General features: G+C 42.2%; 15 protein-coding genes and 1 tRNA gene. 9 read left to right on the forward strand and 7 right to left on the reverse strand.

Features of this window, described 5'->3' with window-relative positions:
- Positions 1–95 precede the first annotated feature (95 nt).
- The gene (gene ccoG, locus BM099_RS08600; RefSeq protein ID WP_090726764.1) at positions 96–1,448 is read left to right on the forward strand and encodes a cytochrome c oxidase accessory protein CcoG; all 1,353 of its coding nucleotides are present in this window, start codon (positions 96–98) and stop codon (positions 1,446–1,448) included.
- A gap of 297 nt (positions 1,449–1,745) precedes the next feature.
- The gene (locus tag BM099_RS08605; RefSeq protein WP_090726766.1) at positions 1,746–4,031 is read left to right on the forward strand and encodes an EAL domain-containing protein; all 2,286 of its coding nucleotides are present in this window, start codon (positions 1,746–1,748) and stop codon (positions 4,029–4,031) included.
- A 55-nt stretch (positions 4,032–4,086) separates the two neighbouring features.
- Here BM099_RS08605 and BM099_RS08610 read toward each other — a convergent pair whose 3' ends face one another.
- From BM099_RS08610 to BM099_RS08625, 4 genes are all read right to left on the reverse strand, one after another.
- Entirely contained in the window at positions 4,087–4,632 is a 546-nt protein-coding gene (locus tag BM099_RS08610; protein ID WP_090726769.1) for a hypothetical protein, read from the reverse strand.
- 67 nt (positions 4,633–4,699) lie between these two features.
- Positions 4,700–5,383 (reverse strand): C39 family peptidase, encoded by a 684-nt coding sequence (locus BM099_RS08615; RefSeq protein ID WP_090726771.1) that lies wholly within the window; start codon positions 5,381–5,383, stop codon positions 4,700–4,702.
- 14 nt (positions 5,384–5,397) lie between these two features.
- A complete protein-coding gene (locus tag BM099_RS08620; RefSeq protein WP_090726775.1) occupies positions 5,398–5,757 on the reverse strand; it encodes a hypothetical protein in 360 nt (119 codons plus the stop codon).
- An 80-nt stretch (positions 5,758–5,837) separates the two neighbouring features.
- Positions 5,838–7,352, reverse strand: coding sequence for a YadA family autotransporter adhesin (locus BM099_RS08625; protein ID WP_090726777.1), 1,515 nt, complete (start codon positions 7,350–7,352; stop codon positions 5,838–5,840).
- A 488-nt stretch (positions 7,353–7,840) separates the two neighbouring features.
- Here BM099_RS08625 and BM099_RS08630 point away from each other — a divergent pair, with 488 nt between their 5' ends.
- Positions 7,841–8,704 carry a winged helix-turn-helix domain-containing protein gene (locus BM099_RS08630; RefSeq protein WP_090726779.1) on the forward strand — a complete coding sequence of 288 codons (864 nt, stop codon included), beginning with the start codon at positions 7,841–7,843 and terminating at the stop codon, positions 8,702–8,704.
- A 62-nt stretch (positions 8,705–8,766) separates the two neighbouring features.
- Here BM099_RS08630 and BM099_RS08635 read toward each other — a convergent pair whose 3' ends face one another.
- The gene (locus tag BM099_RS08635) at positions 8,767–10,062 is read right to left on the reverse strand and encodes a transporter (RefSeq protein ID WP_198064185.1); all 1,296 of its coding nucleotides are present in this window, start codon (positions 10,060–10,062) and stop codon (positions 8,767–8,769) included.
- Between the two features lie 750 nt (positions 10,063–10,812).
- Between BM099_RS08635 and BM099_RS08640 the strand changes: the two genes are divergently transcribed.
- Together BM099_RS08640 and BM099_RS08645 are read left to right on the forward strand one after the other, a co-directional pair.
- Positions 10,813–13,044: an NADP-dependent isocitrate dehydrogenase gene (locus BM099_RS08640; protein ID WP_090726782.1), complete on the forward strand. Its 2,232-nt coding sequence runs from the start codon at positions 10,813–10,815 to the stop codon at positions 13,042–13,044.
- A 215-nt stretch (positions 13,045–13,259) separates the two neighbouring features.
- The gene (locus BM099_RS08645; protein WP_090726783.1) at positions 13,260–14,600 is read left to right on the forward strand and encodes a D-serine ammonia-lyase; all 1,341 of its coding nucleotides are present in this window, start codon (positions 13,260–13,262) and stop codon (positions 14,598–14,600) included.
- A gap of 44 nt (positions 14,601–14,644) precedes the next feature.
- Here the strand turns inward: BM099_RS08645 and corA are convergent, their stop codons facing one another.
- Both corA and BM099_RS08655 read right to left on the reverse strand, forming a co-directional pair.
- A complete protein-coding gene (gene corA, locus BM099_RS08650) occupies positions 14,645–15,709 on the reverse strand; it encodes a magnesium/cobalt transporter CorA (protein ID WP_090726785.1) in 1,065 nt (354 codons plus the stop codon).
- A gap of 80 nt (positions 15,710–15,789) precedes the next feature.
- Positions 15,790–16,167 carry a hemerythrin domain-containing protein gene (locus BM099_RS08655; RefSeq protein WP_090726787.1) on the reverse strand — a complete coding sequence of 126 codons (378 nt, stop codon included), beginning with the start codon at positions 16,165–16,167 and terminating at the stop codon, positions 15,790–15,792.
- A 232-nt stretch (positions 16,168–16,399) separates the two neighbouring features.
- Between BM099_RS08655 and BM099_RS08660 the strand changes: the two genes are divergently transcribed.
- The 4 genes from BM099_RS08660 to BM099_RS08675 all read left to right on the forward strand — a co-directional run.
- Positions 16,400–16,487, forward strand: a tRNA-Ser gene (locus BM099_RS08660).
- A 617-nt stretch (positions 16,488–17,104) separates the two neighbouring features.
- Positions 17,105–17,344 carry a HipA N-terminal domain-containing protein gene (locus tag BM099_RS08665; protein WP_090726788.1) on the forward strand — a complete coding sequence of 80 codons (240 nt, stop codon included), beginning with the start codon at positions 17,105–17,107 and terminating at the stop codon, positions 17,342–17,344.
- Complete coding sequence (locus BM099_RS20910; protein WP_177201124.1) at positions 17,338–17,664, forward strand: HipA domain-containing protein; 327 nt, start codon at positions 17,338–17,340, stop codon at positions 17,662–17,664. Before BM099_RS08665 ends, BM099_RS20910 begins: the two co-directional genes overlap by 7 nt.
- A gap of 67 nt (positions 17,665–17,731) precedes the next feature.
- Positions 17,732–17,979, forward strand: a 248-nt coding sequence (locus BM099_RS08675) for a transposase (protein ID WP_143083751.1), incomplete at its 3' end; no start/stop codon positions are given.

A 17,979-nucleotide genomic window follows, 5' to 3' on the forward strand; every position in this document is an offset into this window, starting at 1 on the left:
TTTTTATTTTTTTATGCCTGATCCTATCGAAAATCTTCCTTTATCCTCTTTGCTCCTGAGTCTACAAACCTATTTTATGAGCGATCTTGTCAGCTATGCAGAAAATACCCGTACAGATCATTGAACCTTCATCATTCGTCGACAGTAAAATCCATGTGCGATTAACCGAAGGCTTTTTCCAGCAGTGCCGCCGTCTTATCAGTTGGCCATTATTAATAATTTACTTCGCATTAGTGTGGTTACAAGTCGATGGGCAACCCTGGTTACTGTTTGATTTTAGCCAGCGGCGCATTTTACTTTTTGGTACATCGCTCTCGTGGCACGATCTGCCATTATTAGCAGGAATAATGATTGCCGGAACCAGCTTACTGTTTTTTATGGCCGTTGGCTGGGGGCGCATATGGTGTGGCTTTGCTTGCCCGCAGAGTATATGGACATGGGTTTTTATCCGTATTGAACAATGGACAGAAGGCCGCGCCAATATCCGCGCTCGCCATGAACACCAGCCTTTGCGTGGTGGTTTATTCATTCGCCGTCTCAGCAAACATCTACTCTGGATTAGTTTTTCCATTGTTACAGCCGTAACCTTTACGGGATATTTCATCCCGGTACGTGAGCTCGTTACTGATTTATTTACATGGCAAGCAGGTACTGTCACCCTTGGTTGGTTAACCTGTATGGCGGCACTCACCTATCTTAATGCCGGGCTGGTACGTGAAAAAATATGCCTCCACGCCTGCCCTTATGCGCGTTTTCAAAGCGTTATGTTTGATGATCAGACACGAACTGTCAGTTACGATAAGCGCCGGGGCGAGCCGCGCAGCAACAAACGAATGGCTGATGGAAGTAGTGGCGACTGCGTTGATTGCGGCCTTTGTGTTCAGGTCTGTCCGACGGGTATCGATATCCGTGATGGCTTACAAGCAGCCTGTATCGATTGCGGAGCCTGTATTGATGCCTGTGATGCGGTCATGGACAAAATACATCGCCCTAAAGGATTAATAAAGTTCTGCTCTGAAGATCAACTCGCTAAACGCAGTAGCCCCGTATGGCGACCCAGGCTAATTGGTTACTCACTGGTTTTTCTCAGCACCAGTGCCGCTGTAGTCTATGGATTTAGTAACAAAACTGAATTACTGGTAGAAATCCGCCGCGATCGCGGGCAGTTATTTCATCAACGCGATGAAAAAACTATCTGTAACCGTTATTTATTCAAACTGGAAAGTTTCAATCCAGAACTGCAAAGATTACATGTAACGATTAGCGGATTAAAAGGCGCTGAACTGGAAGGTGGCGAATATATCAGCGCTGATAATTTCGGGCAATGGCTACCCTATCGCATATGCGCACCCACGTCTCTCATTGAAAATAAAACACTCAGGATACATTTTAGGAGTGAAAATTTTGAACATTATAAAAGCACAACATTTCTGACTAAAAAGCGTTAATCGCTGACTCTCAAGGTGTCTGCAAAGGTAATATCAAGCTGACTGCAGTCGTGGCGGAGAGGCTTATTTCTAGTTTATAAAATTAACTGGTATTTCTAATGGTTTTTAAAAAAACGCTACGTCGAATTAAAAAATAAATTTACAATCATAATTACATCAAAAAACCACACCTTTACTCAGAAAGTTTTAGAATGGTTATAAAGAATAAGCATGTTACAAATTCAGTACCATCCTTCAGCCAACACAATTTTTAGTTTTGATACCTGGAGCGAATGCATTCACTTGAGGTAGTTATCTATGAGTAAAGGAGAAAAATTCTCTGAACTTCGAAAAAAAACTGAAGATATATTGAAGGTGACGGATCATTCCGCTGTCATAGAGAATAACATCGATATTGTTAGAATATTAGATGATATCAATACATACAGAATGGAACTGGAACGAAAGAATGAGGAACTTCAATTAGCCAATGCTGAGTTAAGTATCTTACAGGAGATGCTAAAAGAGGAGATCTCTGTTCATTTCAGGCACTACGATATTGCGCCGGTGGGTTATGTCACTCTGGATACGAATAACCAAATTCTGGAAATAAACCAAACGCTGGCTAGTAAATTAACGCTACATAAAAATGACCTTCTTGGGCATCTTTTTAATTCATTGGTCTTTCCTGATGATCAGGATATTTTTTATTTTTGTTGCATAAAAATCATCAACGAGAAAAAATTTCAAACATGTGAACTGCGCTTACACACTAAAACCATTAGCCCCTTTTGGGTTCACTTAGATTGTGCACCCGAGCACCATAAAAAAGGCATGCGTATTCACATAGCGATCAGTGATATATCGCATTTAAAAACCTTAGAGCAAGATTTAACCCTATCGGCCTCCGTTTTAGACGAATGTGCAGAGATGATTATTGTTACTGCTCCTGACTACAATATCATCAAAGTTAATAAAGCCTTTGTTCAAACCACAGGCTTTATCAAAGCAGAAACACTGGGGAAGAACTATAGTATTTTACAATCAGGAAAACACAATGAGCAGTTTTATCAGGATATGTGGGCATCGCTAAAGCTCAATAAAAATTGGCAGGGTGAAATATGGAATAAAAGAAAAAATGGTGAAATTTATCCTGAATGGATTAGCCTGACAACCGTCAGCAACCCTGACGGCTCACCCGCGTATTATATTAGTGTGTCTTCAGATATCACCCAACGGAAAAAAGATGCACAACAAATTAACTTTATGGCTTATTACGATCCGTTAACAGGCTTACCCAACAGGATTTTATTACAAGATCGCCTCAAACAAGCACTCGTTCAGGCGCACCGCAACCGTCAACACGGTGCCGTTTTCATATTAGATATTGACCACTTTAAAGTGATTAACGACTCTTTAGGGCACTTAATTGGTGACGATCTTCTGCAAGAGGTCGCCAAACGTTTGTCTGACTGTATTCGTGAGGAAGATACGATATCCCGCCTGGGGGGGGATGAGTTTGTCGTCTTGCTCGCCGATTTAGGCGAAGATAAAAAAAATGCGATAAGCCATGCCAGCAGTGTTGCCGAAAAAATTATTCATACCATATCAGAACCCATCATCACGCAAGAGAACAAACTGCAGATTACCGTCAGTATCGGCATCGTGATGTTTCCGGATGATACCGACCAGATCATAGACTTGATGAAACTGGCTGATAATGCCATGTATAAAGTCAAACAATCTGGCCGCAATAACTATAAGTTTGTCACCCCCAGTTTACAAAAAGAAGCGGATGAACGTTTAAGTGTTCAACATGGCTTACATGACGCACTCAATAGAGATCTCTTTGAACTGTTTTACCAACCACAAATTAACTTTATAACCCAGGCAGTCAGCGGCGCAGAAGCACTCATCCGATGGCAAAAGCCGAACAGCGGCTTAGTGTATCCGGATGATTTCATAACGATTTCTGAAGAAAGCGGATTGATTGTTCCTATCGGTACCTGGGTATTAGAAGAAGCCTGCCGACAAATATCGTCATGGAACACACACAAAAAACAACTGATTTCTTTTATATCAGTGAATATGAGTGTCCGCCAATTTCAGCAAAAAAACTTTATCTCTGAAATGCAGCGCATCATGCTGAATCATAACATCCAGCCTCAGCAGCTTGAACTGGAACTGACTGAATCTATTCTTATCCACAATCTGGACGAAACAAAAAGAAAATTATTCGAACTAAGAGAGATGGGTATTCGTCTTGCCATAGATGATTTTGGTACCGGCTATTCGTCTCTCCAATACCTGAAAAACTTGCCCATCGATGTGATAAAAATCGATCAGTCATTTATCAATGATATTTTGCTGGACGTCAACGACAGGGCTATCGTGCAAACCATCATATCGCTGGCTAAAAATCTTAACTTATGGGTAGTAGCTGAAGGTGTGGTTAACCAGGAACAATATGAATTTTTGAAGGAAAAAGGCTGTGATAGCTACCAAGGTTATTATTACAGCAAGCCTATGCCTATGGCTGAATTACTGGGTGTTATTCAGGATAAAAACTCTGAGCTTTCAGCCGGTATAAACATCAAATACTAAAAAACCGATCTGTCTAATTAGATCGGCTTATTTAGGTCTGCTTAATTAAACGCACTTATTTAAAGCCCGGACTTACCACATCCCTGAAAAATGCAGAGTGATTCGCATCAAAATTAGCATTTTTGATATTACTGATATCAATATTAATCGTATTTATTGTTCTAATTATTTGGTTATCCAAACTGTTTTGAGTCACAGAATTCAATAGCATATTATTGAAATTTGCAGCCAAATCAGATGAAACTCCTCGGCTAAGCGCAGTATTTTGTGGTAATTCAAAGTAGGTATAAAATGCTTCTATACCATTTTGATATATCCTTCTATCAAAACGAAAATCAACAACCAATCCACTTGGCAGTGTAAAACCACCACGTAAAGTGTCCAGTTCTTCATCAGATACTGTTTGCCAGTTGCTACTTATTATGTGGTTATCAGCGAGGGGATTAACGGGGCTACTCGCTTGGCTGGTTAACTGTGCCTTTTGTGAGAGTAACAAACCTTGCCCTGAGAGGTTTTCAGCAAAAAGGAAAGACGAGAAACTTCCGCTCAACGCTACGATAAGCAAAGATAGCGCTCTTGTACTGATACGTTGAATAGTCATCTTTATGCCTCCCTACGAAAGACCAAACCACAAAGAAAAAGGAATAATTTGAAATGCCGGTTTACTGTTAAAAATCCCAGCTTCCTGGTCGTAATACGTTGAATGTTGCTAAACTGGCACGGCTTATCACGCTATCTAACGGCGCTCTTACACGAATACTCCACTCACTGCTATTTTGAAAATGTCGCGATGCAATATCCTGGTAATCTTCTATTAGAAATAAAATACGTTGCCCCCACATCGTATTAAAATCATCCAGAGGTATCACCTTCACACCTACAGATGGGTCTCCTACCAGCACTTCTTTTTCGTTATATCCCTTAATGAGAACAAAGTGCATATAACCATTATTATTAATGATTGTTATAGCCGGAACTTTTAATTTATCAAGAGGCATTCGAAAACCATTAGACTTATAGCCGCGTCTCTCAAGAAAGCGCTTCATATCTAACATGGAAAAACCTTGCTGCTGTATTTTTGCTTTATCACCATACTCAAACATATCTACGAACACACCTTGTTCGTTAATATCGTAGTCATAATGAAAAGTCAGCAGGCTAGCCAGTGCAGCAGAGCCACAACTGAAATCGTACTGTTGTTTGTAGGTTGTGGAAAATTTACGATCATTGAAGCTAACAACAGGAATTTTGTAATTTCCCCCTATTGAAAATCCACTTAACTCTATAGCTTGCACTTTAAAATTAATTAATAACAACATACAAAAAGACAAACCAACAACGAATAACCTCATAATCAACCCCTACATCATGGCATGATGGTTACATTAACGATGGTAGAGTCTTGAATAATAACGTTATTTCCTGTGTTTTGTATGATAGAAAAAATACCACTCGCTTCTGTAAAAGCACCGTTATCAATAATATTAAAGCCTGTCACATTATTGATCGCTGTATTATTTGATAACTCCGCATCAATATTTGAATTCACAATGGTTGTCATATTAACAACCCCACCACGACCGCGAACGTTATCTAATTCGTCAAGCTGTACTGCGTAGCTTGGTGTTGGGAATTGGTTCACATCCAGCGGAAGCGCGCTAAGCCCTCCAACATAACTAACTGCTAAGGGTATGATAAATACATAAAGTTTTTTATTAAACTTCATCACACTCTCCCTTTTATTATTATGAAGGTTGCCGGCAAATGAGCCGACAACCTATTAGGTGATGACCAAATCAACACATGTTATTGGTTTACATTCACATTACCCTGGAAAGAAACCTGCTGTTGATTCAAAGCATTAGCCCCAGCATTCTGGACATTCTGGTTCACACCGGCAGTACCGTTGAAGGATTCAGTGATACTGTTACTCAATGAAGATGGCGAAGCACCTTCTAAAGGATAACCGTATGTATTTCCTGTAACAGTTCCCATCAGGTCAGAGTTATTAACGCTGTAAGTGGTTGTTGCTGTACCACCGTTATTAGCAGAAGAGGTACCGGTTCCTTCGGCATTTGAATAACTGTTGTCGCTGTTATCACTGTTATCTACGGTTGCTGTGCTGTTATTGTTTGCAGCAGCAGATCCCATAGCGTTTGCAGTTGCAGCGCTGTTATCACTGTTGTTGCTGTTATCAGACGTTGCAGTACTTCCGTTGTTTGCAGCAGCTGAACCGGCAGCGCTGGCATTGGCCATGCTGTTATCAGAACTGTTGGAATTATCAGAGTTATTTGAGTTGTCTGAGGTTGCAGTACTTCCACCATTTGCAGCAGCTGAACCTGGAGCACTTGCATTCGCCATGCTGTTGTCAGAACGATCAGACGTTGCTGTACTTCCGTTGTTTGCTGCTGCATCCGTTGCTGTAGCAGAACTGTTGTCTGAGTTGTCTGAATTGTCACTATTGTCTGAGCTAGCGGTACTTCCATTGTTAGCTGCAGCGTTAGTTCCGTTGGCAGCACTGTTATCAGTTGTGCTGTTGTTGGTGTTATCAGTATCGTTATCAGCGGTACTGTTATCAGAATTATCGGTAGCGGTACTGCCATTATTTGCTACCGCGTTAGCTCCTGTAGCCGAACTCGCATCTGAATTATCAGTATCGTTATCAGCGGTGCTGCTATCAGAGTTATCGGTAGCGGTACTGCCATTATTAGCTACTGCATTAGCTCCCGTAGCCGAACTCGCATCGGAATTATCAGTATCGTTATCAGCGGTGCTGTTATCGGTGTTATCAGTACTGTTATCAGAGTTGTTAGTGTTATCGGTACTGTTGTCTGAGTTGTTAGTGTTATCGGTATCGTTATCAGCGGTGCTGTTATCGGTGTTATCGGTACTGTTATCAGAGTTGTTAGTGTTATCGGTACTGTTGTCTGAGTTGTTGGTGTTATCGGTATCGTTATCAGCGGTGCTGTTATCGGTGTTATCGGTACTGTTATCAGAGTTGTTAGTGTTATCGGTAGCAGTACTACCATTATTAGCAGCAGAATTAGTTCCTGCTGCCGAACTGGCATCTGAGTTATCAGTATCGTTATCTGCGGTACTGTTGTCTGTGTTATCAGTGCTGTTATCTGAGTTATCGGTCCCTACAGCCGAAGAGTATTCATTTGCAGTCCCTGCTGCCTCACCACTGTTTTCAGCAGTAGCTGTTGCCGTTTGCGAATCTGCAACTTCAGTAGCTGTGTTAGTTGGGTTTGCCCACGCGCTGGTGGATGTTCCCAAGATAAGTGCAATACTAGCAGCTAGCAGTTTAGTATTAGTTTTCATTGTGATGCTCCATTTATATTATTATTACCCGTCGTGGTTAATTGACTGCATGATCAAATAATATCATTCACCAAAGAACGGCGGCGGCGATATCCCAACGCATCCAGAATCAACCAAAACAACTCAAAAAAACATATAAGAAAAATCAAAAAATACTTAATAAAAAATCATAACCTTAAAATAAAATGATTTAACTTTAAGTAAAACATACGTTTTAATAACTTAAATTATTGATTTTTTGATTTTTTGATTTTTTGATTTATTGATCTTAGTACACAATATAAATGATAATAGTAATTATTATCATCAAACAGCATCTCGTTGATACTAAAGGATATATTATAGTTAGCACTAATTTAATAACAAAATGAAAGTATTATTGCCTGTCAAATATCTATAAAATAATTGATAATGCTTATATGAAAATTTTATAATTCAGATGCTATTCAATAATAACTAAAATAGAATAGTTTAAACGGAAGACATATATGGAAACTTCAAAAAACAACTCTATATTGCTGATATCTAATGATAATTTCATTATCGGAATGTTAAATGGGTATGGGCTTGCTAACCAGTTAACGGTGAGTACAAAACCTACTGAGGAACAGATTAGCCCCGATGAAGTAGAAAATTCATATAAATTGATAATTGTTGATATAAGAGATTTGGAAAAAAAATCGACAAAAGCCTACCTAAAAGTATTAGAGAAAATAAACAAGGATAGTAAAATACCCATCTGCGCTATTTTCAATCATGCTGATCAGCAAGATATTCAGGAAGAGTCATGGATAGATTTTTATTTAGAAGATCCGATAATGGAAAAGCTGGATGGATACTTACGCGAGCATTTTAGTTATAATTTCCACCCCTTCCCCGACAGAAGAAACAATGACCGCAGAAACAGAGACCGCAGGAATGGAAACAATCATGAAGACCACGCAGAAGCGTCTTCGGTAACTGGATCACAAAAGCTAAACGTTAGCCGAAAAACACATCGCGACCATTATAAAACGGGGCCATTTACTGTCAACATCAGTAGTCAGGCCGTTTATTTTAAAGAAAAGAATCTAAACCTGACACGTAAAGAGTTCAAACTCTTTACCTTGCTTGCAGCAGATATTGATCACATATTTACCCCACAAGAAATAATCAACCACCTGTGGCCAGAAAATAATCGCGCTAATAAGTCTGATCTTTACCAGTACATGCACCTATTGCGCAAGAAAGTAGAGGTAGACCCTTATAGTCCGCACTGGATTATAACGTTAAAAGGAATAGGCTATCGGTTAAATATAAAACCACCTATTGAATCTATTAATACGGAAAGACAAAGTATAAGAAGCGTTTAAAAAAATAGCCGCGTACTTATATGATTACACGGCTAAATTTTTATATTGTTGATTGTAACTGACTATAATATGGACATTGGCACTCGCAGGCTAAGCCTTACATCCTGCGCATCTTCAGTTGTACCAAGACCCAATGACAAGTTCACATTTGTTTTTTCTGATAGCCTAAATGCATAGCCGATCGACAACTGCCCAATGTCCAACACACTGCCCTTAAGATTATCACCATCGACCTGTGTTTCAAAAACATGTTTATGCGAGTAGCCCAAACTAAAAGAAGAACGTTCGTTCAAAGAAAAACCCAATCCGAAACTCATGCCAATGGTATCCCCCGGGTTTACTTTGCCGACGCTTTCATCCGTTTCAGCATTGTAGCTGTAGCTTAGATTCCCAAAAAATACGCCTGGATCTGTTGGATAGAGTGCCGTTATACTCGGTTGAATACTCAGGTAGCCAGAGCCCGTTGGTAGCTCTGTTGGAAACACAGCGCCGGGCGTCGACAGAACATACTCGACATCATATGGACTCGTTCCTGTCGGTAACGTCACCGTTACGTTGCCAATAAATATTGGCCAGCCGTCATTACCGTTATTTAATTGGTAGCGCGCCGAAAATTCCAAATCACCAATACCATGACCGCTGGCATTAAAGATCTCATCATCACCCACTCCTACACTGACGGGGCGTGACCGCTGGCTGTCTGAGCGATACACATAGGGCAATTTAAATTCAAGTTCCAAACGCTCTGTCATACCATAGCGCGTGGTTAAACTGGCGAAGGTACCATGCCGCTTTACCTCACGAAGATCGATAAGGCCAACCGCTAAAGCGGGTAAAAATGTAAACGCATCAAGAAAGACACGATTTTTCGAATTATATGAATACTCGATGGCAGGTTCGAGAATCAACTTGCCTTTCTTGGTCAGCACACCGCCGACGTTATCGCTTAGTCTGGCTATTTCAGGCGGGGATACCTCTTCAGGAGTTTGCGGCGGCTTTTGCCCTACAGGGCCAGAGGGCAGGTTTCTTCGGGGAGGGGTCTGAGACATCGCATCGAGCCTGGATTTCAACTCATCAATCTGTTGACCCTGCTGTGTTAACATCTTTTTTTGTATTTCAAATTGCTTTTGCTGCTCCATTAGTAGTTGTTTATATTGCTCTAATAGCGCTTCATCAGAAGCAGCTGCAGAAAATGCATTACCTGAATACAGTACTAATAAATAGATAACAGCACGACGCGAAAATATTCCGTAGCTGCTTTTACAGGCACCATTATTAATGCGCCTGTTAAAGCCCCTCTCAATGCCCCTGTTAATGCCATCAAAAAGATAATTCTTTTTATTTTTATTTCCCTTCATCTTAGCTCCCACCTCTTAACAACCAGCATCACGCATCAAATTAAAAGTCAAAAAGACCATTAAGCTTAAAATATCTCACAATTTAATTAATTTAACAATCTTATACTCGACAATATTAATTTGAAGATAAAACAAACGTTTAGCTAAATAAAAACGTAGAAAAACTTAAATTTAAATTAATTTATTGAGTGCTTTTTGAGCATTTTTTGAGTATTTTTTGAGTGATTTTTTAGTTTTTTTAATTTAAGAAAGTTATTAAATTTACTCATCCATTTAATCGTTCTAATGTAATCATTCAAAAAGCATTCAGGCGCACGGCTTTTAAGCACTGCGACAAGTGAGCACGACAAGTAGTACGACTTCACTATCTATACTTCCTCTGCGCATTCTGTTTAGCGGACTCTACTGATGAAATCTCTTGATGAAAGTCTCTTGATTAAACCAGCCTGATGAAACGGGCCTGATCAAGCTGGCCTGATGGACTAATATCTTGATTGAGATAATGATCAAAAAGTGTCCGATAGAGGCCTGGTATCTCTTTGAAAGCCCTACTACCTTTGTAGATTTTTTACATAATCAACGTTTTATTATCCTTAAGTGCATAGTCCAAGCGTATAACCGACATGACACTTCCGGTATAATTCTGTTCGAAAAATACAGATAAAAGGCTTGGACCAGTGGAGTAACCAGACCAAAAGTCAACTTACTTCAAGCCTGTGGCGATCAAGCTAAACTACTCGGGGATGAGAAATGACAACAACGAAACAAACGATATATTACACCCTTACTGACGAAGCTCCATCACTGGCTACCTGCTCTTTATTACCCATCGTTAGAACCTTCACAGCCGCTGCTGATATCGATGTCAAAATTAGCGATATTTCACTGGCAGGCCGAATTCTTTCAGCTTTCCCCGAACGTCTGACTGAAGATCAGAAAGTAGAAGATGGCTTGTCTTTTCTGGGTGAACTCACTCAGGATCCTGACGCTAATATCATTAAGCTGCCAAACATCAGTGCTTCCATTCCTCAGTTGAGAGCCTGTATCGCTGAACTGCAATCTCAGGGATATGATATTCCAAGCTACCCTGAAGTAGCTCATGGAGATGAAGAAAAAGCACTCCAGGTACGTTATGGCAAGCTTCTTGGTAGTGCGGTTAACCCTGTACTGCGTGAAGGTAACTCTGATCGCCGCGCTCCCGCTGCGGTTAAAGCGTTTGTACGTAAATTTCCGCACTCTATGGGTAAATGGAGCAAAGCCTCTCGCACTCACGCTGACTATATGCGCGGTGGAGACTTCTTCTCTAGTGAACAGTCTGTCACTGTTGATAAAGAAACCGATGTGCGCATTGAGTTTGTCGCTAAAGATGGCAAGGTAACCGTTAAGAAAGAATTGCAGCTGGAACAGGGCGAAATTATTGACGGCATGTTTATGAGCTGCAAAGCGCTGCGTGAATTCTTTGAAGAGACGCTGAACGATGCTAAAGAAAGCGGCGTTATGTGGTCGCTGCACGTTAAAGCGACGATGATGAAGGTCTCTCACCCGATCGTATTTGGTCATGCGGTGACAGTTTTCTATAAAGACTTGTTTGAAAAACATGGCGAGCTATTTAAAGAGCTTGAAGTTAACCCAAACAATGGTCTGGGCAGCGTTTACGACAAAATTTCCAGCCTGCCACGTTCTCAGCGTGAAGAGATCGAAGAAGATATCCAGGCTTGCTACGCTACTCGCCCCGAAATGGCGATGGTTGATTCTGTTAAAGGTATCTCTAACCTGCACGTACCCAGTGACGTCATCGTTGATGCATCTATGCCTGCAATGATCCGTAGCTCTGGTCAAATGTGGGGACCCGATGGAAAGCAGAAAGATACTAAAGCAGTCATGCCTGAAAGTACTTACTCTCGCATCTACCAGGAAATGATTAACTTCTGCAAAACTAACGGTGCATTTGATCCAACCACAATGGGTACCGTACCTAACGTTGGTTTAATGGCTAAAAAAGCAGAAGAATACGGCTCACACGATAAAACATTTGAGATGACTGAAGATGGTACCATGCGTATCGTTGATGCTGCCGGTACTGTTCTGACTCAGCATGAAGTTGAGAAAGGTGATATCTGGCGTGCATGCCAGACTAAAGATGAGCCTGTACGTGACTGGGTTAAACTAGCCGTAACGCGTGCTCGCCAGTCTGATACACCTGCCATTTTCTGGTTGGATCCTGAACGTGCTCACGACATGGAACTGGCCAAAAAAGTTGAAACTTATCTCCAGGATCATGACACCACAGGTCTGGATATCCGTATCATGTCTTATGACGAAGCGATTCGTTTATCCATGGAACGCCAGATCCGCGGTAAAGATACTATTTCCGTTACCGGTAACGTCCTGCGTGACTACCTGACTGACCTGTTCCCAATCATGGAACTGGGTACGTCCGCTAAGATGCTGTCTATCGTTCCGATGCTTAAAGGCGGTGGCATGTACGAAACAGGCGCTGGCGGTTCTGCACCTAAACACGTACAGCAGGTTGAAGAAGAAAACCACCTGCGCTGGGATTCACTGGGTGAATTCATGGCATTAGCGGTTTCTCTTGAAGATATGGGCATCAAAAAGAATAACCCACGTGCGACTGTTCTGTCTAAAACACTGGATCAAGCCACCGGAAAATTGTTAGAAAATAACAAGTCGCCGTCGCGCAAAACCGGTGAACTGGACAACCGTGGCAGCCACTTTTATCTGGGGTTGTACTGGGCTCAGGCCGTTGCAGCACAAACAGAAGATAAAGAATTGGCAAACCTGTTTGCACCGTTGGCTAAAACATTAGCTGATAACGAAGACACTATTGTCGGCGAACTCAGCGCAGTTCAGGGTCGCCCTGCTGAACTGGATGGTTACTACCACGCTAAACGTGAAACGGTAAAACGCGTCATGCGCCCAAGCGCTACGCTCAATAAAGTTCTTGCGTCAGCTCATCAGTAAATTGCCCTCTGGTAATTTCTAACTGAAATAACCACTAAAAGCCCGCAAGGCCACAACCTTGCGGGCTTTTTAATCTCTGCATAAAACTTTATACTGAATTCTCAGCCCGTAGCCCGGCATCAAATTATTTCCCTGTACACAATATCAATTACCGATCACGATACTTAAATAGCAAGCAATCCACTTTCTGATCTTGTATTGAGACACAACCTGTTATGAGCATTACAGCTGAACAATTATCATTACTTCATACACACTCATTGACACCCCATTTACAAAAACTACATGAACTGCTTTGGCTAAACCCGCGGCTGACAAATTTTAAATCCATACAAGATAGCCTTGTCTTAAACGGAGCCAACATCGAAGATGCTGCCAGCCGCCTGACAAGATTCGCACCCTACATCGCGGCAGCCTTCCCGGAAACAGCCATTAGTCACGGCTTGATAGAATCCCCTTTACGCGCCATCCCCAACGCTCAGCATGCCCTTTCGAGGATTGCCGGCATCTCCCTGCCAGGTAAACTCTGGATGAAATGCGACAGCCACTTGCCAGTATCAGGCTCTATCAAAGCACGTGGCGGTATTTACGAGGTTCTTAAACATGCAGAGACTCTTGCCATTGCTGCAGGTTTTTTAGATAAAAATTCAGATTATCGGATATTAAACACGCCAGAGTTACGAGATTTCTTTTTTAAGCACAGCATCATAGTTGGCTCTACCGGTAACCTTGGGCTCAGCATAGGAATTATCAGCGCCAAGCTCGGCTTTACTGTGACAGTGCATATGTCTGCAGATGCCCGCCAATGGAAAAAAGATCTGCTACGCAGTAAAGGTGTGACGGTCGTCGAGCATGCCGATGATTACAGCAAAGCGGTTGAACAGGGCCGGGAACAGGCCAAACAAACACCGCTTGCTCACTTTATCGATGATGAAAACTCTCAGGATCTCTTTTTAGGATACAGCGTTGCTGCCTTACGCCTGCAAAAACAACTGAAAGAACAGCAGATCATTGTTGATGAAGAACACCCTTTGTTTGTCTACCTGCCGTGTGGCGTAGGAGGAGGCCCTGGCGGTGTAGCATTTGGTTTAAAACACGTTTTTGGCGACAACGTTCACTGCTTTTTTGCCGAACCTACCCATTCACCCTGCATGCTGCTGGGTATGTACTCAGGGCTTCATGACCAGATTAGCGTGCAAGATATTGGCATTGATAATAAAACCTGTGCTGATGGCCTGGCGGTTGGCCGCCCTTCAGCATTTGTGGGTAAATTCATGGAACCGTTACTCAGCGGAATTTACACGGTCAGTGATGAAAATATGTACCGGCTGCTTAAATTGCTGAAAGATACCGAGCAACTCTCTTTGGAGCCATCTGCACTGGCAAGCTTGCCGGGCATTATCAATATACTGTCTAAAGGCAGTGCCTACTTAAAACAACACAAGCTAGAAGACAAAATGGAGCACGCCACGCATATAAGCTGGGCCACCGGCGGCAGTATGGTGCCCAGCGAAGAACAAAACAGATATTACCAGACCGCTACACAGTTGACATAACCGGCGCTGATGGCCCATGGAGTAAGATCACTTATCATAATTAATCACAGCCATTTTTTCTTTTTGAAATAAACAAGCAACACTGCGGGGATAGTGATAAATGCCACCCACAATGCCGGATAAGCCCATTTCCAATGCAGCTCCGGCATGTACTCAAAATTCATTCCATAGATACCCGCCAGAAAGGTCAATGGAATGAAAATTGATGCAAAGACCGTCAACACCTTCATCACTTCGTTCATTTTATTACTGATGCTGGAAATATAGATCTCCAGCAAGCCTGACAATATATCCCGATACGACTCAACAGATTCAATCACACGCAAAGAGTGGTCAGAAACATCGCGCAGATACAGATAAGTTTGTTCATGAATTAACGGAGATTCGCTACGCAGCATCGCCGCCAGCATCTCCCGTACCGGTGACATGTTCCTTCTGACATTAATCATCTCTCTTTTAAGGCGCTGAATCTGATTCAGAGTCGCGGGCGTGGGGTTATCATAAACATCACTCTCCACCAGAATAACCGTTTCATCTAATGCATCGATCAGCAAGAAACCCTGATCCACAATGTTGTCCAATACAGAATAGGTCAGATAATCGGAACCTGAACTTCTGAGCCGACCTTTGCTGTTTCTTAGTTGCTTCAACAAGGGGTTGAACAAATCATCCGTTTTCTCTTTAAACATCAGCACAACATTACGCAGCACTAAAAGACTTATCTGCTCATAGTTAACCGAAAACTCTCCCTTTTCTGGCATCAAACACTTTAAAACGATGAAGAGATAATCGTCATATTCCTCAAATTTGGGTCTTTGGTGTGTATTAAGAATATCTTCAAGAACCAGCGGATGAATATCGAACATTTTTCCGACATCCTCTACAACCCCCACATCCGTCAAGCCCTCAATAATCACCCAGGTTATGCTACTGCTGTTTCTGTACTGGCGAAGTTCATCAATTGACTGAATGCTATGCTCATTGGCGTACTCGCTCGTGTAGTCGACGACAAATAGCCTGGTAACCGCTTCATGAACATTACCCACATGCACCAAAGCGCCGGGCGGCATCCCCAACTTATCAGAAACAGTACTTAACGAATCAGACATAACACTCTACTCAGAATAGGTTTGCGATAAAAATAGCACGATAGATAATTCAACGGTAAATTCGCTATCAATTCAATGTCTCAATTCAAAGCATAAGTCTCTTCAAGCCAGGGAAATAACTCTCTTTCTTCGAAGCGCACATGAGCCTTTAGCAAATCAGCAAACACACTCAGCTTATCCAACTCTTGCGCGTCGATATAATCACGAATGGACTGATGATCCTGCAACATATGCTGTATAAGATGATGCTGTGACGAGACGCCCAACTCATGTAAAAAATAGCGCTCCTCCTCTTCGAAATGAGGCAACAGAGCAGCGACTAATAAAGGCTTAAACGTTAACCACTGCTGCAACTGCTTATCTGAAGGCGCATTAAATATCTCCTTTAAACGCTTACTAAAAACCAGTGCCTGATGATGCTCACGACTTAACGGCGTAAGGGTTAATGATCGTTTCATGTAGACATCCCAAGTTATTAAAATGTATTAACAATATATCATTATTATCAATAGGACTGGACTCATATTCTCGACTACCTATTTCCAACTACATATTTTGACTGAAGCCTGGGTCGCAGAAGCGCTTCGTTCATTGAATCTGATTTTCAGCAGTGTTGACTACGAATTTTAGTAAAAAACCCAAAATACCTTGCACTAGCAGGGACTTATGATAGAATTCGCGCCTCATAACGGTCAGGTGTCCGAGTGGCCGAAGGAGCACGCCTGGAAAGTGTGTATACCGCAAGGTATCGAGGGTTCGAATCCCTCCCTGACCGCCATTTACTTAGCTTAAGTATTTGACTTCACTCGATATTTTTTAACCCCCCTCATATAGATGCATACGTTGACGCATGCTTTTGTTCTGGCTTGTATCATCCTGTATTGTCTTGATCTCTTTCCTCTTTGCATTTTCTCCTTAACTCTGACTGCATTCCCACAACAATCTTTTATTATTGCTGATCACTGTACGATTAAATCGCTAAAGCTCAAATCGTAAGCTAACTAAAATTACTCTTAATTAGCTACCTATGACGTTTGTCAAAACCAATACTTGCCCCACACTCTGCCATCTGTAGACTTTCTTACAATTCCGACCTCGACAGTACATTTACCTCTCCACACCAGACCAGACCAGACTACGGACTGCGGACTGCGGACTGCGGACTGCGGACTGCGGACTGCGGACTGCACAAGTTTGTATTATATAATTACGAGAAAATGTTGAGTATCTCGACACGATGACTGGCATCAATTTCGCGGGTGATATTCTCAACAGAATGAAATTTGGAATGATGGCCTAATCATGCAAGTTTATGACCTCAAAGATTGGCGAGCTTCGTGAGTTTAATAATCTAAGGCAGTTTGAGTATGATGCTCTGTGGTCGGAGTTCGACCTATGCCCTCAACTACCCCGAAAGACCAGTCTATTTATCGATGGCGCATAACCCGGCCTGTGCAGTGGTTCTTTGATAACCTACTACCTGAAGAAGGCGCAAGAGAACTGCTTGCTAGTGGTGCAAAGATCGATAAGGCAGATGCTTTTGGGTTGCTTGAAACATTCGGCGCTGAATCAGCAGGCGCAATGACCCTGCTACCACCCAATGAAGAACCGGGTATCGGTTCAACATATTGGTAGGCAACAGCGATGACAACTTCAAAAACCTTCCATTTTTTCTTGATGGATCCAGGCTAACACTCACTCCTCATTACGACCTACTCTCAACAGCCGTTTATGCTGTCGGGAACGGATGGGGAGCTAACGCTCTAGTATGGCTAGTTGGCCATGCAAAGATATACAGCCAGATCACCCTAAACGACATCCACATGCTTGCGGCTTCTCTCAAATTATCTGAAAGATATGCCAATAGTATCCTGCAACGATTTTGCAGTCGGATATGTGAGTGCGCGGACCAGTTGATTGCAATTCATCAATCCAGCAACGTAAGCGTCCGGTAAACCCATCTTGAGCCTGGTGCGGCAGGCGTCATGATAGTGTCCACTTATTCGTTAGTGGACACTATAAATGAACAACGTAAGCGTAACTCGCCCATACCGAAAACGCCGTCAATACACGCCTGAATTCAAAGCCCGGCTGGTTGCTGAAAGCCAGCACTCTGGCAAGTCTGTTTCACGCATCGCTTTGGATAATGACCTTAACACAAACCTGCTTCGACGCTGGATCAATGAATCGAAGGAAATGGATCAAGGCTCGTCGCCAGCCTTTGTACCAATTCGTTTGCCGGCAACGGTCGGCCATGCCGCCCAGTCTTC

This window comes from Neptunomonas qingdaonensis, from assembly GCF_900113275.1.
Classification (GTDB): domain Bacteria; phylum Pseudomonadota; class Gammaproteobacteria; order Pseudomonadales; family Balneatricaceae; genus Neptunomonas; species Neptunomonas qingdaonensis.

Excerpts from the sequence above, each read along its gene's own strand:
- ccoG (WP_090726764.1), top strand. The coding sequence starts at position 96 with ATGCAGAAAATACCCGTACAGATCATTGAACCTTCATCATTCGTCGAC.
- BM099_RS08605 (WP_090726766.1), top strand. The coding sequence starts at position 1,746 with ATGAGTAAAGGAGAAAAATTCTCTGAACTTCGAAAAAAAACTGAAGAT.
- BM099_RS08610 (WP_090726769.1), bottom strand. The coding sequence starts at position 4,632 with ATGACTATTCAACGTATCAGTACAAGAGCGCTATCTTTGCTTATCGTA.
- BM099_RS08615 (WP_090726771.1), bottom strand. The coding sequence starts at position 5,383 with ATGAGGTTATTCGTTGTTGGTTTGTCTTTTTGTATGTTGTTATTAATT.
- BM099_RS08620 (WP_090726775.1), bottom strand. The coding sequence starts at position 5,757 with ATGAAGTTTAATAAAAAACTTTATGTATTTATCATACCCTTAGCAGTT.
- BM099_RS08625 (WP_090726777.1), bottom strand. The coding sequence starts at position 7,352 with ATGAAAACTAATACTAAACTGCTAGCTGCTAGTATTGCACTTATCTTG.
- BM099_RS08630 (WP_090726779.1), top strand. The coding sequence starts at position 7,841 with ATGGAAACTTCAAAAAACAACTCTATATTGCTGATATCTAATGATAAT.
- BM099_RS08635 (WP_198064185.1), bottom strand. The coding sequence starts at position 10,062 with ATGAAGGGAAATAAAAATAAAAAGAATTATCTTTTTGATGGCATTAAC.
- BM099_RS08640 (WP_090726782.1), top strand. The coding sequence starts at position 10,813 with ATGACAACAACGAAACAAACGATATATTACACCCTTACTGACGAAGCT.
- BM099_RS08645 (WP_090726783.1), top strand. The coding sequence starts at position 13,260 with ATGAGCATTACAGCTGAACAATTATCATTACTTCATACACACTCATTG.
- corA (WP_090726785.1), bottom strand. The coding sequence starts at position 15,709 with ATGTCTGATTCGTTAAGTACTGTTTCTGATAAGTTGGGGATGCCGCCC.
- BM099_RS08655 (WP_090726787.1), bottom strand. The coding sequence starts at position 16,167 with ATGAAACGATCATTAACCCTTACGCCGTTAAGTCGTGAGCATCATCAG.
- BM099_RS08665 (WP_090726788.1), top strand. The coding sequence starts at position 17,105 with ATGCCCTCAACTACCCCGAAAGACCAGTCTATTTATCGATGGCGCATA.